A 22407-nucleotide genomic window follows, 5' to 3' on the forward strand; every position below is an offset into this window, starting at 1 on the left:
CCCTAACGGACGAACATGTGGGTCGTGGCCTGACCCGCGAGGTCCAGGACCGGCTGCGGGATCACGCCGAGTACCACAGTAGCCGTCACACCGAGCGCCACCGCTACCGCGGTCGCCGGCCCGGCCACCACGACCGGTCCCTCGGCGTCCGGCTCGCTGAAGAACATCACCACGATCACCCGGACGTAGAAGAACGCGGCGACCGCGGACGAGATGACCGCGACGATGACCAGCGGCGTCGCGCCCTCCTCGACGGCGGCCTTGAACACCGCGAACTTCCCGGTGAACCCGCTGGTGAGCGGGATGCCCGCGAACGCCAGCAGGAAGAAGGCGAACACGCCCGCGACCACCGGGGAGCGCTTGCCGAGCCCGGCCCACCGGGACAGGTGCCCGGCCTCGCCGCCCGCGTCCCGCACCATCGTGACGACGGCGAACGCGCCGACCGAGGTGAAACCGTAGGCGAGCAGGTAGAACAGGGTGCTCGACAGGCCGTTCGCGGAGCTGGCGATCACGCCCATGAGCAGGAAGCCCGCGTGCGCGATGGACGAGTAGGCCAGCATCCGCTTGATGTCGGTCTGCGTGATCGCGATGATCGACCCGGCGACCATCGTGAGAATCGCCACACCCCACATGAGGGGCCGCCAGTCCCAGCGCAGCGTCTCGAACGCCACGTAGTAGACCCGCAGGATCCCGCCGAACGCGGCGACGACCGTCCCGGACGCCATCAGCGCCGTGATCGGGGTCGGGGCGCCCTGGTAGACGTCCGGCTTCCACATGTGGAACGGGACGCCGCCGAGTTTGAACAGCAGCCCGACCGACAGCAGCGCGGCGCCCGCGAGCAGCAGCGTCTCGTTGCCGGCGTCCTTGCCGATCTCGGCGGAGATGTCCGCCAGCCGCACCGACCCGGCGTACCCGTACAGCAGCGCCGCGCCGTACAGGAAGAACGCCGACGAGAACGCGCCGAGCAGGAAGTACTTGACCGCCGCCTCCTGGGAGAGGAGGCGCCGCCGGCGGGCGAGCCCGCACAGCAGGTACAGCGGCAGCGACATGACCTCCAGCGCCACGAACATCGTGAGCAGGTCGTTCGCCGCCGGGAACATGATCATGCCGCCGACGGCGAACATCATCAGCGGGTACACCTCGGTCTGGGTGACCCCCGCCTCGGCGGTCCGCTGCTCGGCCTCGCTGCCGGGCAGCGCGGACGCCTGCGCGGCGAAGTGCCCGCCGGTCGCGTGGCCGCCGCGCTCGGCGATCAGCAGCAGGCTGACCAGCCCCAGCAGCAGGATGGTGCCCTGGATGAACAGCGTCGGCCCGTCCACGCCGATCGCGCCCTCGGCCGCGACGTGGTGCGGGTTGTCGCGCCACGCGAGCGCGACCGTCCAGCCGAAACCGCCGGCGAGGCCGAGGAACGCGAGCGGAACCTGCACGTAGTAGCGCGCGTTGCGGCCGACGAACGCCTCGACGAGCACGCCCACGACGGCGGCGCCGAGGACCAGGAGCAGCGGGGCGATCTGCCCGTACTCGATGTGCGGCGCGGGGATGTCACCCCCTTGCGCGAGGACCGCGCTCACCTGGCTGGAGGTGCTCATGGACGGGCTCCGTTCTCGGCGACGTTACCGGTGATGTCCGGCGCCGGGTCGTGCTGGTCGACCCTGGCCAGCGTGTGGTCCACCGACGGGTTGATCACGTGCAGCACCGGCTGCGGGAAGAAGCCCATCGCCACGATGATCGCGATGATCGGGGCGATGACCCACTTCTCCCGGGCGGACAGGTCCTTCATGCCCTCCACCGCGGCCACCGGCTGGCCGCCCATGGTCCGCTGGTACATCCAGAGGATGTAGATGGCGGCGAGCACGATGGCGATGATGGAGGCGACGGCGGCCCACTGGTAGCGGCTGAACGTGCCGACCACGACCAGGAACTCCGACACGAACGGCGACAGGCCGGGCAGCGACAGCCCGGACAGGCCGGCGATCAGGAACGTCCCGGCGAGCACCGGGGCGACCTTCTGCACGCCGCCGAAGTCGGAGATCCGCGCCGACTTCCGCCGGACGATCAGGAACCCGACGATCAGGAACAGCGCGCCGGTGGAGAACCCGTGGTTCACCATGTAGAGCGCCGCGCCGGACTGGGCCTGCGACGTCATCGCGAAGATGCCGAGCACGATGAACCCGAAGTGGGAGATCGACGTGTAGGCGATCAGCCGCTTCATGTCGACCTGCCCGATCGCGAGGATCGCGCCGTAGATGATGCTGACGACCGCGAACACGAGCACCGCCGGCGTCGCCCACTTGGCCGCGCCGGGGAACAGCTCCAGGCAGAACCGGAGCATCCCGTAGGTGCCGACCTTGTCCAGCACGCCGACGATCAGCACCAGCGCCCCGGCCGGGGACTGCTGCGCCGCGTCCGGCAGCCAGGTGTGCACCGGCACCATCGGCGCCTTGATCGCGAACGCGACGAAGAAGCCGAGGAACAGCCACTTCGCCGTCGTCGGGTCGATGTTCATCTTCGACAGCTCGTCGAACATGAACGTGCCGTGGCCGAGGCCGCCGTCCGCGACGGACTTGGCCGACAGCGGGTACAGCCAGATGACCGCGACGAGCATCAGCAGCCCGCCGAACAGCGAGTACAGCAGGAACTTCACCGCGGCGTAGGAGCGCTGCGCGCCGCCGTAGGACCCGATGATGAAGTACACCGGGATCAGCATCGCCTCGAAGAAGACGTAGAAGAGGAACACGTCGGTCGCCGCGAAGACGCCGATCATGGCCGCTTCCAGCGACAGCAGCAGCGCGAAGTAGGTCTTCACCGACCGCTTCGCCGGCACGTCGGTGCCGCCGGAGCGGTCCGCCTCGTTCCAGGAGGCCAGCATGACCAGCGGGACGAGGATGACCGACAGCAGGATCAGCGTCAGCGCGACGCCGTCGACCCCGAGCGCCCAGTGGACCCCGAACTCCTTGATCCACCAGTACTTCTCTTCGAACTGGAAGCGCGCCCCGCCCGCGTCGAAGCCCGCCGCCATGACGCCGGTGAGCACCGCGACGAGGATGGAGACGCCGAGCGCGAACTGCTTGACCAGCGCCTCCCGCTGGCGCGGGATGGCGATGAGCAGCAGCGCGCCCACCAGTGGCAGTCCGATGAGGACGCTCAGCCAGGGAAAGTCGCTCATGAAACGTTCACCACCAGGAGCGCCGCGACCACGAGGGCCGCGCCGCCCAGCATCGAGAGTGCGTACGAACGGGCGAAGCCGGTCTGGACGCGGCGGAGCCGGCCCGAACTGCCGCCGACCCCGGCGGCCGTGCCGTTGACGAGGCCGTCGACGCCGCGCCCGTCGAACCAGACCGCGAGGCGGGTCAGCCACTGGCCGGGACGCATGAGCAGCGACTCGTTGATCGCGTCGCCGTACAGGTCCTTGCGGGCCGCGACGGTGACGAACGAGCCCTTGGGCGCCTCGCGCGGCACCTTGCGGGCGCCGTACTGCCGCCACGCGATCACCGCGCCGGCGATCATCAGGACGAAGACCGCGACGCCCGGGCCGGTGATGAACGCGAACTCGTGCTCGTGCTCGGGCGCCCCGACGACCGGCTCCAGGAAGTCGGCGAACCCGCCGAGGATCAGGAACCCGCCGGCGGCGACGGAGCCGACCGCGAGCAGCATCAGCGGGATCGTCATGACCTTCGGCGACTCGTGCGGGTGGACGTCGTCCGCCCAGCGCTTCTCGCCGAAGAACGTCATGAACATGACGCGCGACATGTAGTAGGCGGTGACGGCCGCGCCGACCACCGCGCAGGTGCCGAGGATCGCCCCGGACGTGCCGCCCTTGTCGAACGCGGCCTCGATGATCGCGTCCTTGGTGAACCAGCCGGACAGGAACGGGAACCCGATGATCGCGAGGTACCCGAGCCCGAACGTCACCGCGGTGGCCATCATGACACCGCGCAGCGCGCCGTAGTGGCGCATGTTCACGTCGTCCTTCATGCCGTGCATGACGGAGCCGGCGCCGAGGAACAGGCCCGCCTTGAAGAAGCCGTGCGCGATGAGGTGCGCGATGGCGAAGACGTACCCGGCCTTGCCGAGCCCGGCGGCCAGCGTCATGTAGCCGATCTGCGACATCGTCGACCCGGCGAGGGCCTTCTTGATGTCGTCCTTCGCGCAACCGATGATCGCACCGGCGAGCAGCGTGGCCGCGCCGACGATCGTCACGACGAGCTGCGCGGTCTCCGACATCTCGAAGATCGGCCCGGACCGGACGATCAGGTAGACGCCCGCCGTCACCATCGTGGCGGCGTGGATGAGCGCCGACACCGGGGTCGGGCCCTCCATGGCGTCCAGCAGCCAGGACTGCAGCGGCAGCTGCGCCGACTTGCCGCACGCGCCGAGCAGCAGGAGCAGCCCGATCGCGGTGGCGGTGCCGGAGCTCAGCTGGTTCGCGAGGCCGGCGTGCTCGGGGCCGAGCCCGAGGATCGGCCCGTAGTCGATGGTGCCGAACGTCGCGAACATCAGCGCGATCGCGATGATCAGCCCCATGTCGCCGACGCGGTTGACGACGAACGCCTTCTTCGCCGCGGTCGCCGCGGTCGGCTTGTGCTGCCAGAACCCGATCAGCAGGTAGGACGCGAGACCCACGCCCTCCCAGCCGAGGAACATGACCAGGTAGTTGTTGCCCAGCACCAGCAGCAGCATCGCCGCGACGAACAGGTTCAGGTACGCGAAGAACTTGCGGCGGTGGGGGTCCTCGGCCATGTAGCCGATGGAGTAGATGTGGATGAGCGAGCCCACCCCGGTGATCAGCAGGACGAAGCTGATGGACAGCGGGTCCACCAGCAGGTCCATGCCGACCTTGAACGAGCCCACGTCGATGAAGTCCCACAGGTGCAGGGTGCGGCGCCGCTCCGCGGCGTCGTACCCGAGCATCTGGGCGAACATCGCGACGCCCACCGCGAACGACGCGACCGACATGGTGACGCCGAGCAGGTGGCCCCACTTGTCGGTGCGCCTCCCCCCGAGCAGGAGGATCGCGGCGCCCGCGAGCGGGAGCGCGATGAGAAGCCAGGACGCGGCCTGGATGCCTTCCGCTTGCATTCCCGACCTCTCAGTACTTCAGCAGGTTCGCGTCGTCGACCGACGAGGACCTGCGGGTCCGGAAGATGGTCATGATGATCGCGAGGCCCACCACGACCTCCGCGGCGGCCACCACCATCACGAAGAACGCGATGATCTGGCCGTCGAGGTTGCCGTGCATGCGGGAGAACGAGACGAACGCCAGGTTCGTCGCGTTCAGCATGAGCTCGATGCACATGAACACCACGAGCGCGTTGCGCCGCATGAGGACGCCGAGCGCTCCGATGGTGAACAGGATCGCCGAGAGAGCCAGGTAGTGCCCCGGACTCATTGACCAGCCTCGCCTTCACTCGCGCCGCCGCCCGCGGCCGGCGTCCCCGACTTCACGGAGCGCTCCTCGGCGTCGGCCTCGGCGGCCTCGGCGGTGACCGCCCTGACCTTCGCCACGTCCCGCTCCATCGCCTCCTCCTCGGTGCCGCCGTGCAGGTCGGCGTGCCGCTCGGCGGTGTCGGTGCGGGCCGCGATGACCGGGTTGACCGACAGCTCCGACGGCGTCCCGTCCGGGAGCAGCGCCGGCATGTCGACGGCGTTGTGCCGGGCGTAGGTGCCGGGGCCCGGCAGCGGGCCCGGGTGGTCGCCGCTGAGGAAGCGGCCCTTGGACAGGTCCTTCTGGGTCGGCTTCGGCTCGGTGCGCTCCCGGTGCGCCAGCACCATCGCGCCCAGCGCCGCGGTGATCAGCAGGGCGCTGGTCGCCTCGAACGCGAACACGTACTTGGAGAACAGCAGCCGGGCCAGGCCGACGACGTTGCCCTCGGCGTTGGCCTGGTTCAGGCCCGCCGAGTCGCCGAGCGCCGCGTTGCCGAGGCCCGCGGTCAGCAGGGCGATGAACCCGATCGCGGCGATCACGCCCCAGAAGCGCTGGCCCCGGATCGTCTCCACCAGCGAATCGGTGGAGCTGACCCCGACGACCATCATCACGAACAGGAACAGCATCAGCACCGCGCCGGTGTAGACGATCACCTGGACGAAGGCCAGGAACGGCGCGTTCTGGATCGCGTACAGCGCGGCGAGGCTGAGCATCACGGTCGCCAGCAGCAGCGCCGAGTGCACCGCCTTCCGCACGAAGATCATGCCGAGCGCGCCGGCGACCGACACCACGGCGAGCAGCCAGAAGAAGAACGGCTCGCCCGACTGCTTGTCGGCGACCTCGGCGGCGAGGACGTGCGCGGCGCTCATCTGCCCTCACCGCCCTCGGCCGGCCCGGCCGGCGACTCGTCGGACTGGAGGCCGAGGCGGTAGTAGTCCTCCTCGGTGTCGCCGAGCCGCATGGCGTGCGGCGGCGTCTCCATGCCCTCGCGCAGCGGCGCGAGCAGCATGTCCTTGGTGTAGATCAGGCTCTCCCGGCTGTCGTCGGCGAGTTCGTACTCGTTGGTCATCGTGAGCGCCCGGGTGGGGCACGCCTCGATGCACAGCCCGCAGAGGATGCAGCGCAGGTAGTTGATCTGGTACGTGCGGCCGTACCGCTCACCGGGCGAGTACCGCTCATCCTCGGTGTTGTCGGCGCCCTCGACGAAGATCGCGTCCGCCGGGCAGGCCCACGCGCACAGCTCGCAGCCGATGCACTTCTCCAGCCCGTCCGGCCACCGGTTCAGCTGGTGCCGCCCGTGGAAGCGCGGGGCGGTCGGCTTCTTCACCTCGGGGTACTGAACGGTCTCGCTCTTCATGAACATCTGGTGGAACGAGACCCCGAACCCCTTGACCGGGTTCAGGAAATCAGTGAGTCCCACTGGTGACCTCCTCAGGAGGGGTTTCGATCGTGGCGGGCCGGACCGGCTCGCGGGCGCGGCCGTGGTAGTGGGGCGCGTCCAGCGGCGGCACCGGGAACCCGCCCGCGGCCGGGTCGGGGCGCGGCCCCTCCGCCGCGCCGGGGACGATCTCCTTGCCGTCCTCGCCGCCGCGGACCATCTCCCAGATCACCGTCGCCACCAGCACGACCGCGGCGGCGATCGCGGTGCCGATCGCGATCTGCTGCATGTCGTAGCCCTCGTTCTTGAAGGCGCGGATCGCGGCGACCAGCAGGATCCAGCCGAGCGAGACGGGGATCAGCACCTTCCAGCCGAGCTTCATCAGCTGGTCGTAGCGGACCCGCGGCAGCGTGCCGCGCAGCCAGATGAAGAAGAAGATGAACAGGAAGATCTTGATGAGGAACCACAGCACCGGCCACCAGCCGGAGTTGGCCCCGGCCCACACCGTGGAGATCGGCGCGGGCGCGCGCCAGCCGCCGAGGAACATCGTGGTGGCGAGCGCCGACAGCGTCGTGAGGTTGATGTACTCCGCGAGGAAGAACATCGCGAACTTCAGCGACGAGTACTCGGTGTGGAAGCCGCCGACGATCTCGCCCTCGCCCTCGGGGAGGTCGAACGGGATGCGGTTCGACTCGCCCATCATCGTGATCACGTAGATGATGAAGGACGGCGCCAGCAGCAGCACGAACCACTTGTCCTGCTGCGCCGCGACGATCTCCGAGGTGGACATCGACCCGGCGAACATGAACACCGCGACGAACGACAGCCCCATCGCGATCTCGTAGGAGATCATCTGCGCGGACGAGCGGAGCCCGCCGAGCAGCGAGTACGGCGACATCGACGACCAGCCGGCCAGCACCACGCCGTAGATCCCCATCGACGACATCGCGAGGACCAGCAGGACCGCGACCGGGAGGTCGGTGCCCTGCAGCGCCGTCTGGTGGCCGAAGATCGACACCGTCGGGCCGAACGGGATGATGATGAACGAGATGAAGGCCGGCACCGCCGCCATCACCGGCGCCAGGATGAACACCACCTTGTCCACCTGGCGGGGGACGATGTCCTCCTTCAGCGCCAGCTTGACGCCGTCGGCGAGGCCCTGCAGCAGGCCGAAGGGCCCGGCGCGGTTCGGGCCGACGCGCAGCTGCATCCGGCCGATGACGCGCCGCTCGATCCACATCGTCAGCAGCACGGTCACCACGAGGAACGCGAAGATGACCAGGACCTTGCCGCCGATCAGCCACCACGGGTCGTGCCCGAAGTCCTGCAGCGGCGGCTGGGCGGCCGGCGCCGCGGCGAGCGGGCTCATTCGCCACCTCCCACGTTCCGCGCGGTGCCCGCGAGCACCCCGCTCGCGATCTTGACGACGCCGCCCGCGGCGGCGCCCAGATCCCGGTAGAGGGCGCAGCCGGCCGAGTTCGTCGGCAGCCACACCACCCGGTCGGGCATGTCCGGGGTGATCTCCAGCGGCAGCGTCACCTCGCCGCGCGCCGCCGACACCGTCACCGCGTCGGTCGCGCCGATCTCGGCGGCGGTCGCGGGCGACAGCCGGGCGACGGCCGCCTTGGCGGTGCCCGCGAGGAACGGCTCCCCGTCCTGCAGGCGGCCCCGGTCCAGCAGCAGCCGCCACGTCGCGAGCAGCGCCTCGCCCTGCTCGGGGTGCGGCGGCAGCTCCTGCGCCACGTTCGGCGCGTCCGGACGCTCGCCGCGGTACGCGCCGAGGCCGGTCAGCTCGCGGCGCGCCGCCTCCGGGCCGGGCAGGCCCAGATGGACGTCCATCTCGTCGGCGAGCGCGTCCAGCACCCGCAGGTCGGACATCCGCCCGGCCTGCTTCAGCACGATGTCGAACGGGCGGCCGCGGCCCTCCCAGTCGACGAACGTGCCGGCCTTCTCCGCGACGGCCGCGACCGGCAGCACCACGTCGGCGCGGTCGGTGACCGCGCTCGGCCGCTGCTCCAGGCTCACCACGAACGGGGTCGCATCGAGCGCCCGGAGCATCGCGTCCGGGTCGGGCAGGTCGTAGGGGTCGACGCCGCCGACGAGCAGCGCGCCCCGGCGGCCCTGCGCCGCCGCGGCGATGATGCCCGCGGTGTCCTCACCGGGGTCGGCGGGCAGTTCCGCGACGCCCCAGGTGCGGGCGACCTCGGCGCGCGCGGCCGGGTCGGCGACGGGGCGGCCGATCGGCAGCAGCCCGGGCAGCGCCCCGGCCTCCACCGCGCCGCGCTCCCCGGCCCGGCGCGGCACCCACGCGAGCTTCGCGCCGGTCACCTGCGCCACCCGGACCGCCGAGGTCAGCGCGCCCGGGCTGGCGGCGAGCCGCTCGCCGACCAGGATCACCGCGCCCGGCGTCTCCAGCAGCGTCCGGACGTCGGAGCGGGCGTCGTCCCCGATGAGGGAGCCGAGGGTCTCGGCCTCCGCGCCGGGCGCCGTCGGCAGCAGCGTCCCGCCGACCTTGCCCAGCCCGCGGGTCGCGAACGGGGCGGCGGCGTACACCTTCAGCCGGTTCTTGCGGTGCGCCTTGCGGAGCCGCAGGAACACGATCGGCGACTCCTCCTCCGGCTCGAAGCCGGCGAGGAGGACGGCGGGCGCCTTCTCCAGGTCGGCGTAGGACACCTCGATGGAGCGTCCCGCGACCGACGAGGCGAGGAACCGCGACTCCTCGTCCGACAGCGGCCGGGCCCGGAAGTCGACGTCGTTGGTGCCGAGCGCGACCCGGGCGAACTTGGCGTAGGCGTAGGCGTCCTCAAGGGTGACGCGGCCGCCGGCCAGCACGCCGGCCGAGCCGTGCGCCGCCGCGAGGCCGCGCGCCGCGACCGTCAGCGCCTCCGGCCACGACGCCGGCTCCAGCACCCCGTCCTCGTTCCGGACGAGCGGCGTGGTGAGCCGGTCGGGCTGCGTGGTGTAGGTGAACGCCCAGCGGCCCTTGTCGCAGTTCCACTCCTCGTTGACCTGCGGCTCGTCGCCGGCCAGCCGGCGGGTGACCTTCCCGCGCCGGTGGTCGGTGCGCAGCCCGCAGCCGGACGCGCAGTGCTCGCAGACGCTCGGCTGCGACACGAGGTCGAACGGCCGGGACCGGAACCGGTACGCGGTGCCGGTGAGCGCTCCCACCGGGCAGATCTGCACGGTGTTGCCGGAGAAGTAGGAGTGGAACGGCCGGTCGTCGGCGACCGCGACCCGCTCCTTGGCGCCCCGCTCGAACAGGTCGATGAACGGGTCGCCGGCGATCTGCTCGGAGAACCGGGTGCAGCGGGTGCACTGGATGCACCGCTCCCGGTCCAGCAGCACCTGGCTGGACAGCGGGATCGGCTTCGGCCAGGTGCGCTTGGCCTCCTGGAACCTGGTCTCGCCGCGCCCGTTCGACATCGCCTGGTTCTGCAGCGGGCACTCGCCGCCCTTGTCGCAGACCGGGCAGTCCAGCGGGTGGTTGATGAGCAGGAACTCCATGATGCCGTGCTGGGCCTTGTCGGCCACCGGCGAGGTGAGCTGGGTCTTGACGACCATGCCCGGCATCACCGCGGTGGTGCAGGACGCCTGCGGCTTCGGCATCCCGCGGCCGTTGCCGGCGTCCGGGATCTCCACCAGGCACTGCCGGCACGCCCCGATCGGGTCGAGCAGCGGGTGCTCGCAGAACCGGGGGATCTGGATGCCGAGCAGCTCGGCGGCCCGGATGATCAGCGTGCCCTTCGGCACCTCGATCTCGAAGCCGTCGATGGTGCAGGAGACCATCTCGACCTTCTCCACCGCCGACTTGTCGTCGGTGACGGTCACTTGGCACCTCCCCAGAGGGTGGACTTGGCCGGGTCGAACGGGCAGCCGCCCTGCTCGAAGTGCTGGAGGTACTCGTCCCGGAACAGCTTGATCGACGACACGACCGGGCTGGTCGCGCCGTCGCCGAGGGCGCAGAACGCGCGGCCGAGGATGTTGTCGGAGATGTCCAGCAGGGTCTCCAGGTCCTCCTCGGTGCCGTCGCCCGCCTCGAGCCGCTTGAGCATCAGCTTGTACCAGTAGGTGCCCTCGCGGCACGGCGTGCACTTGCCGCACGACTCGTGCGCGTAGAACTCCGACCAGCGCAGCACCGCCCGGACGACGCAGGTCGTCTCGTCGAAGATCTGCAGCGCCCGGGTGCCGAGCATGGACCCGGCGGCGCCGACGGACTCGAAGTCCAGCGGCACGTCCAGGTGCTCGTCGGTGAAGATCGGCGTGGACGACCCGCCGGGCGTCCAGAACTTCAGCCGGTGGCCCTCCCGGATGCCGCCCGCCATGTCGAGCAGCTCCCGCAGCGTGATGCCGAGCGGCGCCTCGTACTGGCCGGGCCGGGTGACGTGCCCGGACAGCGAGAAGATCCCGAAGCCCTGCGACTTCTCGGTGCCCATCGAGGCGAACCATTCCGGCCCGTTCTCGACGATCGAGGGAACCGAGGAGATCGACTCGACGTTGTTGATGACAGTCGGGCCGCCGTACAGGCCCGCGACCGCGGGGAAGGGAGGCTTCAGCCTGGGCTGGCCGCGGAACCCCTCGAGGGAGTCGAGCAGCGCCGTCTCCTCGCCGCAGATGTAGGCGCCGGCGCCGCTGTGCACGACCACGTCGAGGTCGTAGCCGGAGCCGAGGATGTCCTTGCCGATGTAGCCGGCCTCGTACGCCTCCGCCACCGCCTGCTGGAGGCGGCGGATGACGTGCAGGACCTCGCCGCGCACGTAGATGAACGCGTGGCTCGACTTGATCGCGTACGCGCTGATGATGACGCCCTCGACGAGGACGTGCGGGTTCGCCATCATCAGCGGGATGTCCTTGCACGTGCCCGGCTCGGACTCGTCGGCGTTGACGACGAGGTAGCGCGGGTTCGGGCTGGACGGCGGCAGGAAGCCCCACTTCATCCCGGTGGGGAACCCGGCGCCGCCGCGGCCGCGGAGCCCGGAGTCCTTGACCGCCTGGACGATCTCGTCGGGCTCCATCCGCAGCGCCTTGCGCAGCGCCGCGTAGCCGCCGTCGCGCTCGTAGCCCGCCCGGGTGAAGGAGTCGGCGCGGTCCCAGTTCTTCGTGAGGACGGGGGTCAGCGTGGTCACTTGTTCCGTCCCTCCTGGCTGCCGGGCTTGGCCTCGCCCGGAATCGGCTTGCCGGGCTCGTGCGGCGGCTCGGCGATCTGCTCGGGCTTGACCGGCTCGTCCGGGCGCTCGCGGCCCGTGTCGGCGGACGGCGCCGTCCACCCGCGCTCGTGCGCGAGCTTCAGGCCGACCAGCGACTCCGGCCCGGCCTGGACGCCCTCGCCGGCGAGTCCGTCGGGGAACCCGGCGAGGACGCGGGACGCCTCCCGCCAGGTGGCCAGGCGGTTCGGCCCGCGCGAGGGGAGCACGTCCTTGCCCAGCCGCAGGTCGTCGACGAGCTGCTTGGCCTTCGCGGGAGTCATGTTGTCGAAGAACTCCCAGTTGACCATCACCACGGGGGCGAAGTCGCAGGCCGCGTTGCACTCGACCCGCTCCAGGCTGATCTTGCCGTCCGGGGTGGCCTCGTCGTGGCCGACGCCGGTGTGCTCGCTCAGCTCGTCCCAGATCTGGTCGCCGCCCATGATCGCGCACAGCGTGTTGGTGCAGACGCCGACGTGATAGTCGCCGACCGGCTCCTGCTTGTACTGCGTGTAGAACGTGACGACGCCCATCACCTGCGCGGGCGTGATGCCGAGCATCTCGGCGCAGAACTCCACGCCGTGCTGGGTGACGTGGCCGTCGACCGACTGCACCAGGTGCAGCATCGGCAGGAGCGCCGACCGCGGCCGGGGGTACCGGCCCATGATCTCCTTGGCGTCCCGCTCCAGCCGCTCGCGCACCTCGGGTTCGTACGTCATCGGTCCACTCCCCCCATGACCGGGTCGATGCTGGCCACGGCCGCGATGATGTCGGCGACCATGCCGCCCTCGCTCATCGCCGGGGTGGCCTGCAGGTTGACGAAGGACGGCTCGCGGAAGTGGACCCGGTACGGGCGGGTGCCGCCGTCGCTGACCACGTGCGCGCCGAGCTCGCCGCGGGGCGACTCGATCGGCGCGTACGCCTGGCCCGCCGGGACCCGGAAGCCCTCGGTGACCAGCTTGAAGTGGTGGATCAGCGCCTCCATCGAGGTGCCCATGATGTGCGCGATGTGCCGGGGCGAGTTGCCCATGCCGTCGGCGCCGATCGCGAGCTGCGCGGGCCAGCCGATCTTCTTGTCCTCGATCATGACCGGGCCCTTGACCGACTGCAGCCGGTCCAGGCACTGCTCGACGATCCGCAGCGACTGCTCCATCTCGTCCATCCGGACGAGGTAGCGGCCGTACACGTCGCAGGTGTCCTGCGTCGGGACGTCGAAGTCGTAGGTCTCGTAGCCGCAGTAGGGCTGCGACTTGCGCAGGTCCCACGGCAGGCCGGTGGAGCGCAGCACGGGGCCGGTGATGCCGAGCGCCATGCAGCCGGTCAGGTCCAGGTACGCGATGTTCTGCGTGCGGGCCTTGAAGACCGGGTTGTCGTCCATCAGCTTGCGCAGCGCCTGGATCCGCTTCGGCATCCGGTCCAGGTAGTCGCGGATCTTGCTGGTGGCGCCGCTCGGGAGGTCCTGCGCGACGCCGCCGGGGCGGATGTAGGCGTGGTTCATCCGCAGGCCGGTGATCTCCTCGAACAGGTCGAGGGTGTACTCGCGCTCGATGAACCCGTTCAGCATGACGGTCGTCGCGCCGAGCTCCAGCCCGAACGTGGCGATCGCGACCAGGTGCGAGGAGATCCGGTTCAGCTCCATCATCATCACGCGGATGATCTGGGCCCGCTCCGGGATCTTGTCCTCGATGCCGAGCAGCCGCTCCACGCTCAGGCAGTACGCCGCCTCGTTGAACAGCGGGGCGAGGTAGTCCATCCGGGTGCAGAACGTGGTGCCCTGCGTCCAGGTGCGGAACTCCATGTTCTTCTCGATGCCGGTGTGCAGGTAGCCGATGCCCACCCGGGCCTCGTTCACCGTCTCACCGTCGAGCGTGAGGATCAGCCGGAGCACGCCGTGCGTGGACGGGTGCTGCGGCCCCATGTTGATGACGAGCCGCTCGTCGCCCGCCTCCTCGGCGGCGGACACGACCTTGTCCCAGTCCTGCCCGTTGACGTCGAAGACCTTGCCCTCGGCCGCCTCCTCGGCGGCGTAGGCGTCGTACTCGGTGTACTTCGTCGAACTCATACGTACGACCGCCTTTCGTCCGGCGGCGGGATCTCCGCTCCTCGGTACTCGACGGGGATGCCGCCCAGGGGGTAGTCCTTGCGCTGCGGGTGCCCCACCCAGTCGTCGGGCATCTCGATGCGCGTCAGCGCCGGGTGGCCGTCGAAGACGATCCCGAAGAAGTCGTAGGTCTCGCGCTCGTGCCAGTCGCTCGTCGGGTAGACCGGGACGAGCGAGGGGATGTGCGGGTCGGCGTCGGGGCAGCTCGCCTCCAGCCGGACCCGCCGGTTGTGCGTGATCGACAGCAGGTGCACGACCGCGTGCAGCTCGGCGCCCTCTTCCTTCGGGTAGTGCACGCCGGACACGCCCGAGCACAGCTCGAAGCGCAGCGACGGCTCGTCCCGCATGGTCGTGGCGACCGTGCGCAGGTGCTCGCGCTTGACGTGGAAGGTCAGCTCGCCGCGGTGCACGACGACCCGCTCGATCGCGTCCCCGAAGTCGGGCCCTGTCTTCTCCGGGGACGACCCCGGACCCCGCAGAGCCCGCTCCAGCTCGTCGGCGATGTCGTCGAACTCGCCGCGCTCGGCCGCACCGCCGGGCCCGCCGTAGGGGCGCGGCGCCGACACCTTCGGGCTCTGCCGGACGACCAGCCCGCCGTAGCCGGAGGTGTCGCCGGTGGTCTTCGCGCCGAACATGCCCTTGCGGGCGATCGGCTGCTCCCGGCGCTCCTCCTCGGTCTGCGCGGGAAGCTGGTCGGCGGCCTGCTCGGCCTTCTGCTCGGGGTGCTCAGAACTCATCTAGGCCCCCTGACCCAGGAGCGGGAGCTGGCGGCGCTTGGCCTCTTCCAGCTCGGCGATCTGCTTCTGCCGCTGCGGCCCGAGCTTGGTGTTCTGGATCTTGTCGTGCAGCTTCAGGATCGCGTCCAGCAGCATCTCCGGCCGCGGCGGGCAGCCCGGCAGGTAGATGTCGACCGGGACGATGTGGTCCACGCCCTGCACGATCGCGTAGTTGTTGAACATGCCGCCGGACGAGGCGCACACGCCCATCGCGATGACCCACTTGGGCTCGGTCATCTGGTCGTAGATCTGCCGCAGCACCGGCGCCATCTTCTGGCTCACCCGGCCCGCGACGATCATCAGGTCGGCCTGCCGCGGCGTCGCCGAGGCACGCTCCATCCCCCACCGGGAGAAGTCGTGCCGGGGGTCCCCGGTCGCCATCATCTCGATCGCGCAGCACGCGAGGCCGAACGTCGCCGGCCACACCGAGCTCTTGCGCGCCCATCCCGCGACCTGCTCGACCGTGGTCAGCAGGAATCCGCTCGGGAGTTTCTCCTCTAGACCCATGTCAGTCCCACTCCAGACCGCCGCGCCGCCAGATGTAGGCGTACGCCACGAGCACGGTGACGATGAAAAGGACCATCTCGACAAGGCCGAAGAGCCCCATCCGGTCGAACGCGACCGCCCAGGGGTAAAGGAAGATGATCTCAATGTCGAAGACGATGAACAGCATCGCCGTCAGGTAGTACTTGATCGGAAAACGCCCGCCGCCGACCGGCTGCGGAGTCGGCTCGATGCCGCACTCGTAGGCGTCCAGCCGGGCGCGGTTCCACCGCTTCGGCCCGGTGAACGCGGCCATCAGCACCGAGCCCGCCGCGAAGGCGAAGGCGAGCACCCCGAGCACGATGATCGGAATATAGAGATCCATGCCTCTACGACCTCTCCTCGGGACGTACGACGTTGTACGGGACGGGCCGCCGGCGACCCGCCACCCTAACCAAGGTGATCAATAGCGCTCCCCTCAGGGGCTCGGGTACTGCACTGTAGTCCGCTCACCTGCGGAAGCTTCAATTCGATCAGCTCGATCAGGAGCGTCGTACGGGGTTCGCTCATGCCGCCGGCGCCACCTTCTGCATCGCGTTGATGACCCGGTCCATCGCGTCCCCGCCCTTGGGGTCGGTCAGGTTGGCCAGGAGCTTGAGCGTGAAGCGCATCAGCGTCGGGTGCGGCAGGCCGTGCGAGGTCAGGAACTTCATGACGCGCGGGTCGCCGATCGCCTGCACGAAGACGCGCGCGAGGGTGAAGTAGCCGCCGTGCTCGTCCTTCAGGATGCGCGGGTACTCGTAGAGGGTCCGCTCGCGCTGCGCCGGGGTGCGGCGGGCGAGCGCCTGCACCATGATGTCGGCGGCCAGCCGGCCGGACTCCAGCGCGTAGTCGATGCCCTCGCCGTTGAACGGGTTGATCATGCCGCCGGCGTCGCCGACCAGCAGCATGCCCCGGGTGTAGTGCGGCTGCCGGTTGAAGCCCATCGGCAGCGCCGCGCCGCGGATCTTGGAGGTGGCGTGCTCCTCGTCGAACTGCCAGTCCTCGGGCATCTGCGCGCACCAGCGCTTCAGCATGCCCCGGTAGTCGACGTTCTGGAACGCCTTGCTGGTGTTGAGGAGGCCGAGGCCGACGTTGGACGTGCCGTCGCCGACGCCGAACACCCAGCCGTAGCCGGGCAGGAGTCGCTCGCCGTCCCACAGTTCGAGCCACGCCTCCATGAAGTCGTCGTCGTGGCGCGGCGACTGGAAGTAGCGGCGGACCGCGACGCCCATCGGCCGGTCCTCGCGCCGCCGCAGCCCCATGGCGAGCGACAGCCGGGTGGAGTTGCCGTCGGCGGCGACGACGAGCGGCGCGCGGAACTCCGTCTCCTCGCCGTCGAGGACGGCGGTGACGCCGATGATGCGGTCGGTGCGCTCGTCCAGGATGGGACCGGTCACGTTGCAGCCCTGCAGCAGCCGCGCGCCGGCCTTCGCGGCGTGCTCGGCGAGCAGCTGGTCGAGGTCGGTGCGCTTGCGGACGAGCCCGAAGTCGGGGAAGGACGCGAGCTCCGGCCAGGGCAGCTCGACCTTGACGCCGCCGCCGTAGATGCGCAGCCCCCGGTTGCGGCCCCAGCCCGGGTCGTTGATGTCGACGCCCATGCCGATGAGGGCGCGGACGGCGCGGGGGGTGAGCCCGTCACCGCAGATCTTGTCCCGCGGGAAGACGGCCTTCTCCAGCAGGTACACGTCCAGGCCGGCCTGCGCCAACCAGTAGGCGGTCGACGATCCGGCGGGGCCTGCCCCGACGACGATCACGTCCGCGTGTCGGGTGGAGTCGGTCACGGCGTTCCTCTTCAGCTCGTTCGCTTGTGAAGCACTTCACAAGGATCCGACAGGGGAGTCTATTCCTTTATCACGACTGGTGGGTACTTCTGGGTCGGTCTGACTTTGGACCGGTCCGAACCGCCCGCCGCCGCGATCAGCCGGGATTGACCGCGTGGTGCATCGCGGCCACCCCGAACGTGAGGTCGCGCCACCGCACCGCGTCCCAGCCGGCGTCCTGGATGAGCCGCGCCAGTCCCGCCTGGTCGGGCCAGGCGAGCGTCGACTCGGCGAGGTAGCGGTAGGAGTCGGGATTGGAGCTGACCCGCGCCAGCAGCGGCAGCCCGTACCTCAGGTGCGCCTTGTGGCCGAGCGCCAGCAGCGCGTTCGGGGGGTGGCTCACCTCGCACACCAGCAGCCGCCCGCCCGGCCGCGCGACCCGGCGCAGCTCGCGCAGCGCCTTCACGGTGTCGGCGACGTTGCGCAGCCCGAAGGAGATCGTGACGGCGTCGAACGAGCCGTCCGCGAACGGCAGCGACAGCGCGTCGCCGGCCACGAAGCGCAGCCCCCGCACGCCCTCCTGCCGACGCACCCCGACGCGCAGCATCCCGAGGGAGAAGTCGCAGGCCACCGTGTCGGCGCCCGCCTCCGCGAACGGCACCGAGGACGTGCCCGTCCCCGCCGCGAGGTCGAGGATCCGCTCGCCCGGCCGCGCGTCCAGCGCCCGCACGACCTCCCGCCGCCACCGCCGGTCCTGCCCGCCGGTCATCAGCGTGTTCAGCAGGTCGTACCGCTCGGCGGTGCCGTCGAACATCGCCGCCACGTCGGCCGGCTGCTTGTCAAGAGAGGCGCGGGTCATGCCTCCAGCCTAGAGACTGCCCGGACCCGTGCGCGCCCGTGGTCCCCCTTGGTTCCCTACGGGCGCGACGGCCCGGCGGAAGCCGTCACGCGTCTTCCTTGGTGAGGGACTTCTCGTACTTCTTCCGTCCGCTGCGGACGCCGCGGGTGACGGCGGCGGACATGCGGTCGCGCTGCGCGGACAGCAGTACGTAGCTGACGATGCCGCTGATCAGCAGGGCCAGCAGCAGGAGCAGGAAGCCGCGGGCGCCGAAGAGCGCCAGCACACCCGCGGTCGCCGCGAAGATCGCGGCCCGCGCGATGGTGTAGAGGATGACGGAGCGCATGACCCTTCGAGGTTAACCCCGGTCCCGCGCGCTCCGTCCCCGGGGTCACCTCAGGACGTCCAGGAGCAGCGCCGGGTCGACGTTGCCGCCGGACAGGACGGAGACGTAGGTGCGCCCCTCGGGCAGTTCGGCGCGGCGGTCCAGGTAGGCGGCGGTGGCGACGGCGCCGCCCGGCTCGGCGATCAGGCGGGCCTCGCGGGCCAGCCGGCGCATCGCGCGGCGGATCTCGTCCTCGGTCACGGTGACGATGCCGTCCACGTGGGCGCGCAGGTGGGCGAACGGCAGGTCGCCGACCCGCTGGACGCGCAGCGCGTCGGCGAGGGTGCGGCCGGTCTTCTCGGCGTCCCAGGTGACGGGTCGTCCCGCGGCCAGGGAGTCGCGGGCGTCGGCGGCCAGTTCGGGCTCGACGCCGATCACCTTCGCCTCGGGCCGCAGCGCCTTCACGGCGGCGGCGACGCCGGCGATGAGGCCGCCGCCGCTGATCGGGACGAGCACAACGTCGACGTCCGGGCGGTCCTTGACGATCTCCAGCCCGACCGTGCCCTGCCCGGCGATGACCCGCGCGTCGTCGTAGGGCGGGATCAGCGTGAAGCCGTGCGCGGCGGCGAGCTTGCCGGCGGTCTCGGCGCGGGCCTGCCCGGTCGGCTCGACGTAGACGACCTCGGCGCCGAGCGCGATGCACCGCTCGACCTTCACGCCGGGGGTGGTGTGCGGCATGACCAGGACGGCCTTGATGCCGAGGGCGCGGGCGGCGTAGGCGACGGCCTGCGCGTGGTTGCCGCTGGAGTGCGTCACGACCCCGGCCGCGCGCTGCTCCTCGGGGAGCGCGGAGATGGCGGCGTAGGCGCCGCGCACCTTGAAGGCGCCGATCGGCTGCAGCGACTCGGCCTTCACCAGCAGTTCCGGCTCGCCGGCGGCGGGGGCGGGGTCGCGGGGGAACGGGACGAGCGGGGTCCGGACGGCGACGCCCGCGACGCGCTCGGCGGCCCGCTCGATCTCCGGCAGCGAAACAAGATCGGACATGGTCTCGAAGACTACTTCGCGCACCGCGCCGCAGGCGCGCCCCAGCCCGTTTCCCCCGTGACTTGGCAGGTCAAATGGGGTCAGTGCGGGAGCGGTGGCCACAGTGCCGAATACCGAGCGCGATCGCTCCTGCTCGGGAAACTACGGTCGGTGATCTTTTCCGAAAACAAGGGAGAAATCGGTCTTGACCCGCCACACTGTAAACAGTCCACCCGCGCCGAGAGCGGGACAAAGGGGGAGAGAAAACGTGGAGAGCACGAGCGAGCGCCTGCTGACCCCAGGGGAGGTCGCCGCCCTCTTCCGGGTCGACCCGAAGACGGTCACCCGGTGGGCCGCCGCGGGCCGCATCAGCAGCATCCGCACTCCGGGGGGCCACCGGCGCTTCCGCGAGTCCGAGGTGCACGCGCTGCTGCGCGGCGAGGAGCCCGTCGCCGAGCACTCGGCCCGCTGACGAGGCTCTGGCCGCCCGGACCGCCGCGCCCTCGACGGTCCAACCAGCCGGGCGGCCGGGGCATCGCACCGCCCCGGGGACGCCCCGCGCTCCCCGCGCCCTCCGGCGCTCAGTCCTCCGCGTCCCCCTTCCACTCCTCGAACCGGCGGAGCAGGTCCGCGTCCTCGTCCCGCCAGCGGCGCCGCCGGTCCTCCAGTTCCTCCTCGGTGAGCGACTCGCGGAGCAGCCGGTCGTAGTCGGGGTCGTCCGGGCCGATCTCCACATAGGCGTCGGCGATGATCCGTCCCTCGCGCGCGCCGGATCCGGGCTCGGAGCCGTCCGCGCCGGCGATCACGCTGTGCGGGACCCGGAGCGTGCCGTCGGGGAGCCGGATCACGTACATCGTCGATCACCCTCGCCGTCTGCCGTCGCCGTCATCACGGTGTCCTAGATCCCGTACTCGCGGTTGAAGAAGAGCATGACCTCAAGGGCCGTCCTGATGTTGCCGGCGAGCATATCCACGAGCGCGGGACGCTGCCGGGAGGAGATCGCGGCGAACGCGTCGGCGAAGAACTCGCGGCGGCCGAGCGCGCCCGGCTGCCGGTGGAAGCCGCTCGCCAGATGCGGCAGGCACTCCTCGTACAGCTTCCGGAACGCGGGGCTGTCGGACGTCCACTCGCCGTCGGGGCCGTCGATGTCGTCGAGGGCGTGCCCGACCTCGTGCAGCATCACGTCCGGGGTCGGGGACGGCCGGTCACCCACGACGATCTTGCGGTCGCCGTAGGCGCCGGCGCAGATGTCCCAGGTGGCGCGGCCGGACGGCAGCGGCCGGTCGCGCAGGTGGCCCATGTCGTCGAGCTGCGGCACCCCGCCGGGCCCCACGTAGATGCCGTCCAGCCCGGCCGCGAGCTTCTCCTTCAGCCGCTCGGGCAGCGACGCCAGGCTCTCCACCGCGCCGATCACCTCGGGCGGCGGCGGCCCGTCCCGGACGTCCCACTGCCGGTGCAGGACGTCCTCCAGCACGCCGCAGTGGCGGCGGCCGTCGGCGGCGTGCGGCATGCCGGGCGGGTGCGGTTCGACGCGGAGCCGGTCGTCGTCCAGCTCGAAGTCGCTCCAGGAGTAGTCGCCGGCGCGCGGCCGCCCGTGGCCGCGCCGCGCGAGCCGGCCGGTCAGCCCGCGCGGGCCGCCGGCGGTGTCCGCGCCGGCCGGCCCGGCGTCCGGGCCCTCCACCGCGAAGTCGTCGTCGCGGCCCGCCTTGCGGAACCGGCCGAACCGGTCCCGCGGCTGGTTGCTGCGCGGCCGCGTCCGCCCCGAGTCGGGCGGGGACGAGGCGTAGGCGAGCTCGTCCCCGCCGGCACCGTCCCGGCCCGCCTCGGGTCGGAACCGGCCGCCGCGGAGCACCTCCCGGGCCCGCTGCTCCCGGGGTTTGCGGTGGACGCCTTTGAAGCGCATCGGGCTCCTCTGTCCGCGGGACCCGCGGGGTATCGAGCGGCGTGCGCCGCTGGACCGGGTCCCCGGAGGCAGGGTAAGCCGGAACCCGACATCCCGTCATCCCCGCGAGTCACTCACGGGGACGCGCGACGCCCCCACGCCCCCCTGGTTCGCTTCGCTCAGGCGTAGGAGTGCAGGCCCGAGAACATGTAGTTCACGCCGAAGAAGTTGAACATCAGCGCGGCGAACGCGACCAGTGACAGGACCGCGGCCTTGCGGCCCTTCCAGCCGGCGGTGGCGCGGGCGTGCAGGTAGGCGGCGTAGATGATCCAGGTGATGAAGGACCAGATCTCCTTGGGGTCCCAGCCCCAGTAGCGGCCCCACGCCTGGTCGGCCCAGATCGCGCCCATGATGATGGCGGCGGTCCAGATCGGGAACGCGAACGTGGTGACCCGCATCGACAGCCGGTCCAGGCCGTCGGTCGACGGGAACCGCGACAGCACGCCGCCCTCCGCGGCGCCGCCGCGGGCCTCCGCGCGGTCCTTCACCAGGTAGAGGAGGGTCGCGGCGCCCGCCACGGTGAACGCGCCGGTCGCGATGATCGCGGCGGACACGTGCAGGGCGATCCAGTAGGAGTTGAGCGCGGCGGTGACCGGGCCGACCGAGTCGTAGAGCCAGATGTTCGCGACGCCGAGCGCGACGGCGGCGGCGATCATGACGAACGCGCCGAGGAAGCGCGCCCGGTACCGGATCAGCACGACCAGGAACGCGGTGACGGCGGCGAACGCGATCGCGGTGAGGAACTCGTACATGTTCCCCCACGGCCACCGGTTCGCGGCGAGGCCGCGGGTCACCAGCACGCCGAGGTGCGCGCCCCAGCCGAGGACGTTCAGCAGGATCGCGAGCCGGGCCCAGTCGGCGCGGACGCGGCCGGGCTCGGCCCCGTCCTGCCCCGCCTCGGCCGCGGCGGTGCCGCCGCCGGCGCCGCCCGCGACGGTCTCGGCGCCCGCGGCGCCGACCAGCACCTTCGCCGGCGCCTCCGCCGACTCCGCCGAGGCCGCCGGGGCGGCGGCCGCGCGGCGGCGGCCGAAGCCCAGGTCGGCGGCGTAGGCGACCATCGCGACGATGTACATCACGACGGTGGTCAGCATGAGCTTGTCGCTCAGGTTCGCGAGGTCGGCAGTGCTCACCTCG

Annotated in this window: 22 protein-coding genes; 1 reads left to right on the forward strand and 21 read right to left on the reverse strand. The window is 71.1% G+C overall.

Annotated features, from left to right (window positions below):
• Window positions 1-2: 2 nt before the first annotated feature.
• The 18 genes from nuoN to ACGFI1_RS22175 all read right to left on the reverse strand — a co-directional run bounded on the left by nuoN (window position 3) and on the right by ACGFI1_RS22175 (window position 19352).
• Window positions 3-1589 (reverse strand): NADH-quinone oxidoreductase subunit NuoN, encoded by a 1587-nt coding sequence (gene nuoN / locus ACGFI1_RS22090; RefSeq protein ID WP_138636833.1) that lies wholly within the window; start codon window positions 1587-1589, stop codon window positions 3-5.
• Window positions 1586-3166, reverse strand: a complete 1581-nt coding sequence (locus ACGFI1_RS22095; RefSeq protein WP_364545954.1) for an NADH-quinone oxidoreductase subunit M — start codon at window positions 3164-3166, stop codon at window positions 1586-1588. The genes nuoN and ACGFI1_RS22095 overlap by 4 nt, the downstream gene beginning before the upstream one ends.
• Window positions 3163-5079, reverse strand: a complete 1917-nt coding sequence (gene nuoL / locus ACGFI1_RS22100) for an NADH-quinone oxidoreductase subunit L (protein ID WP_386874586.1) — start codon at window positions 5077-5079, stop codon at window positions 3163-3165. Before nuoL ends, ACGFI1_RS22095 begins: the two co-directional genes overlap by 4 nt.
• 10 nt (window positions 5080-5089) lie before the next feature.
• Complete coding sequence (nuoK, locus tag ACGFI1_RS22105; RefSeq protein WP_392787407.1) at window positions 5090-5389, reverse strand: NADH-quinone oxidoreductase subunit NuoK; 300 nt, start codon at window positions 5387-5389, stop codon at window positions 5090-5092.
• A complete protein-coding gene (locus tag ACGFI1_RS22110) occupies window positions 5386-6294 on the reverse strand; it encodes an NADH-quinone oxidoreductase subunit J (protein WP_392787409.1) in 909 nt (302 codons plus the stop codon). Before ACGFI1_RS22110 ends, nuoK begins: the two co-directional genes overlap by 4 nt.
• Complete coding sequence (gene nuoI, locus ACGFI1_RS22115; RefSeq protein WP_138636829.1) at window positions 6291-6845, reverse strand: NADH-quinone oxidoreductase subunit NuoI; 555 nt, start codon at window positions 6843-6845, stop codon at window positions 6291-6293. The genes ACGFI1_RS22110 and nuoI overlap by 4 nt, the downstream gene beginning before the upstream one ends.
• Window positions 6832-8172: an NADH-quinone oxidoreductase subunit NuoH gene (gene nuoH, locus ACGFI1_RS22120; RefSeq protein ID WP_138636828.1), complete on the reverse strand. Its 1341-nt coding sequence runs from the start codon at window positions 8170-8172 to the stop codon at window positions 6832-6834. The genes nuoI and nuoH overlap by 14 nt, the downstream gene beginning before the upstream one ends.
• Window positions 8169-10631, reverse strand: coding sequence for an NADH-quinone oxidoreductase subunit G (locus ACGFI1_RS22125; protein WP_392787412.1), 2463 nt, complete (start codon window positions 10629-10631; stop codon window positions 8169-8171). Before ACGFI1_RS22125 ends, nuoH begins: the two co-directional genes overlap by 4 nt.
• Window positions 10628-11926 (reverse strand): NADH-quinone oxidoreductase subunit NuoF, encoded by a 1299-nt coding sequence (gene nuoF, locus ACGFI1_RS22130; protein WP_138636826.1) that lies wholly within the window; start codon window positions 11924-11926, stop codon window positions 10628-10630. Before nuoF ends, ACGFI1_RS22125 begins: the two co-directional genes overlap by 4 nt.
• Window positions 11923-12702 (reverse strand): NADH-quinone oxidoreductase subunit NuoE, encoded by a 780-nt coding sequence (nuoE, locus tag ACGFI1_RS22135; RefSeq protein ID WP_386874589.1) that lies wholly within the window; start codon window positions 12700-12702, stop codon window positions 11923-11925. Before nuoE ends, nuoF begins: the two co-directional genes overlap by 4 nt.
• Window positions 12699-14045, reverse strand: coding sequence for an NADH-quinone oxidoreductase subunit D (locus tag ACGFI1_RS22140; protein WP_138636824.1), 1347 nt, complete (start codon window positions 14043-14045; stop codon window positions 12699-12701). Before ACGFI1_RS22140 ends, nuoE begins: the two co-directional genes overlap by 4 nt.
• Window positions 14042-14821 carry an NADH-quinone oxidoreductase subunit C gene (locus tag ACGFI1_RS22145; protein ID WP_392732729.1) on the reverse strand — a complete coding sequence of 260 codons (780 nt, stop codon included), beginning with the start codon at window positions 14819-14821 and terminating at the stop codon, window positions 14042-14044. The genes ACGFI1_RS22140 and ACGFI1_RS22145 overlap by 4 nt, the downstream gene beginning before the upstream one ends.
• Complete coding sequence (locus ACGFI1_RS22150) at window positions 14822-15367, reverse strand: NuoB/complex I 20 kDa subunit family protein (protein WP_089324571.1); 546 nt, start codon at window positions 15365-15367, stop codon at window positions 14822-14824. It lies immediately after the preceding gene.
• A 1-nt stretch (window position 15368) separates the two neighbouring features.
• Window positions 15369-15728, reverse strand: coding sequence for an NADH-quinone oxidoreductase subunit A (locus tag ACGFI1_RS22155; protein WP_138636821.1), 360 nt, complete (start codon window positions 15726-15728; stop codon window positions 15369-15371).
• Between the two features lie 181 nt (window positions 15729-15909).
• Window positions 15910-17166 carry a geranylgeranyl reductase family protein gene (locus tag ACGFI1_RS22160; protein WP_364545938.1) on the reverse strand — a complete coding sequence of 419 codons (1257 nt, stop codon included), beginning with the start codon at window positions 17164-17166 and terminating at the stop codon, window positions 15910-15912.
• A 136-nt stretch (window positions 17167-17302) separates the two neighbouring features.
• A complete protein-coding gene (locus tag ACGFI1_RS22165) occupies window positions 17303-18004 on the reverse strand; it encodes a demethylmenaquinone methyltransferase (RefSeq protein ID WP_392787416.1) in 702 nt (233 codons plus the stop codon).
• 85 nt (window positions 18005-18089) lie between these two features.
• Complete coding sequence (locus ACGFI1_RS22170) at window positions 18090-18329, reverse strand: DUF4229 domain-containing protein (protein WP_392787419.1); 240 nt, start codon at window positions 18327-18329, stop codon at window positions 18090-18092.
• A gap of 45 nt (window positions 18330-18374) precedes the next feature.
• Entirely contained in the window at window positions 18375-19352 is a 978-nt protein-coding gene (locus ACGFI1_RS22175) for a threonine ammonia-lyase (protein WP_301173980.1), read from the reverse strand.
• Between the two features lie 247 nt (window positions 19353-19599).
• On the opposite strand from ACGFI1_RS22175, the gene ACGFI1_RS22180 reads away from it, so the two are divergent.
• Entirely contained in the window at window positions 19600-19803 is a 204-nt protein-coding gene (locus ACGFI1_RS22180) for a BldC family transcriptional regulator (RefSeq protein ID WP_021593176.1), read from the forward strand.
• A 109-nt stretch (window positions 19804-19912) separates the two neighbouring features.
• Here the strand turns inward: ACGFI1_RS22180 and ACGFI1_RS22185 are convergent, their stop codons facing one another.
• The 3 genes from ACGFI1_RS22185 to ccsB form a co-directional block, all read right to left on the reverse strand.
• Window positions 19913-20185 carry a hypothetical protein gene (locus ACGFI1_RS22185; RefSeq protein WP_138640592.1) on the reverse strand — a complete coding sequence of 91 codons (273 nt, stop codon included), beginning with the start codon at window positions 20183-20185 and terminating at the stop codon, window positions 19913-19915.
• Window positions 20186-20229: 44 nt separating this feature from the next.
• The gene (locus ACGFI1_RS22190; RefSeq protein WP_386874592.1) at window positions 20230-21234 is read right to left on the reverse strand and encodes a hypothetical protein; all 1005 of its coding nucleotides are present in this window, start codon (window positions 21232-21234) and stop codon (window positions 20230-20232) included.
• Window positions 21235-21392: 158 nt separating this feature from the next.
• Window positions 21393-22403: a c-type cytochrome biogenesis protein CcsB gene (gene ccsB, locus ACGFI1_RS22195; RefSeq protein ID WP_392787422.1), complete on the reverse strand. Its 1011-nt coding sequence runs from the start codon at window positions 22401-22403 to the stop codon at window positions 21393-21395.
• Between the last annotated feature and the right edge of the window lie 4 nt (window positions 22404-22407).

Source organism: Actinomadura geliboluensis, from assembly GCF_043197915.1.
In the GTDB taxonomy this organism is placed as follows: domain Bacteria; phylum Actinomycetota; class Actinomycetes; order Streptosporangiales; family Streptosporangiaceae; genus Spirillospora; species Spirillospora geliboluensis.

Bases quoted from the DNA above. Each gene is read 5' to 3' on its own strand.
- ACGFI1_RS22170 (WP_392787419.1), bottom strand. From the start codon at position 18,329: ATGCGCTCCGTCATCCTCTACACCATCGCGCGGGCCGCGATCTTCGCG.
- ACGFI1_RS22150 (WP_089324571.1), bottom strand. From the start codon at position 15,367: ATGGGTCTAGAGGAGAAACTCCCGAGCGGATTCCTGCTGACCACGGTC.
- nuoE (WP_386874589.1), bottom strand. From the start codon at position 12,702: ATGACGTACGAACCCGAGGTGCGCGAGCGGCTGGAGCGGGACGCCAAG.
- ACGFI1_RS22165 (WP_392787416.1), bottom strand. From the start codon at position 18,004: ATGACCCGCGCCTCTCTTGACAAGCAGCCGGCCGACGTGGCGGCGATG.
- ACGFI1_RS22140 (WP_138636824.1), bottom strand. From the start codon at position 14,045: ATGAGTTCGACGAAGTACACCGAGTACGACGCCTACGCCGCCGAGGAG.
- nuoH (WP_138636828.1), bottom strand. From the start codon at position 8,172: ATGAGCCCGCTCGCCGCGGCGCCGGCCGCCCAGCCGCCGCTGCAGGAC.
- ACGFI1_RS22155 (WP_138636821.1), bottom strand. From the start codon at position 15,728: ATGGATCTCTATATTCCGATCATCGTGCTCGGGGTGCTCGCCTTCGCC.
- nuoK (WP_392787407.1), bottom strand. From the start codon at position 5,389: ATGAGTCCGGGGCACTACCTGGCTCTCTCGGCGATCCTGTTCACCATC.
- ACGFI1_RS22145 (WP_392732729.1), bottom strand. From the start codon at position 14,821: ATGAGTTCTGAGCACCCCGAGCAGAAGGCCGAGCAGGCCGCCGACCAG.
- nuoL (WP_386874586.1), bottom strand. From the start codon at position 5,079: ATGCAAGCGGAAGGCATCCAGGCCGCGTCCTGGCTTCTCATCGCGCTC.
- nuoN (WP_138636833.1), bottom strand. From the start codon at position 1,589: ATGAGCACCTCCAGCCAGGTGAGCGCGGTCCTCGCGCAAGGGGGTGAC.
- ACGFI1_RS22110 (WP_392787409.1), bottom strand. From the start codon at position 6,294: ATGAGCGCCGCGCACGTCCTCGCCGCCGAGGTCGCCGACAAGCAGTCG.
- ACGFI1_RS22190 (WP_386874592.1), bottom strand. From the start codon at position 21,234: ATGCGCTTCAAAGGCGTCCACCGCAAACCCCGGGAGCAGCGGGCCCGG.
- ACGFI1_RS22175 (WP_301173980.1), bottom strand. From the start codon at position 19,352: ATGTCCGATCTTGTTTCGCTGCCGGAGATCGAGCGGGCCGCCGAGCGC.
- ACGFI1_RS22185 (WP_138640592.1), bottom strand. From the start codon at position 20,185: ATGTACGTGATCCGGCTCCCCGACGGCACGCTCCGGGTCCCGCACAGC.
- ACGFI1_RS22095 (WP_364545954.1), bottom strand. From the start codon at position 3,166: ATGAGCGACTTTCCCTGGCTGAGCGTCCTCATCGGACTGCCACTGGTG.